Genomic DNA, 220 nt, shown 5'->3' with positions numbered 1-220 from the left:
TCGCGGCAACGGCATCACGCTGCTCGCCAACGAGCATGGCGACATCGGCAACAACATCCTGAACACGGCGGTCGTCACGGTGCCGGTCACGGCCACGGGCACCTTCGTGGCCGGTCTCATGTCGAGCTTCGGCGGCTACGAGGTGCAGCAGTCGAACCAGATGCTCACGCTCACGCACAACCTGCTCTACGACTTCTCGGATCCGGGCAGCTATGTGGGA

1 protein-coding gene is annotated in these 220 nt (G+C 63.6%); it reads left to right on the top strand.

Features of this window, described 5'->3' with window-relative positions; translation table 11 throughout:
* The coding region (locus tag U5775_RS39370) for a DUF3138 family protein (RefSeq protein WP_322063491.1) at positions 1-220 on the top strand (220 nt) is incomplete at both ends.

The organism is Paraburkholderia sp. J63 (genome assembly GCF_905220245.1).
Taxonomy (GTDB): Bacteria; Pseudomonadota; Gammaproteobacteria; order Burkholderiales; family Burkholderiaceae; genus Paraburkholderia.
This window is presented reverse-complemented; position numbering and strand designations above follow the sequence as displayed.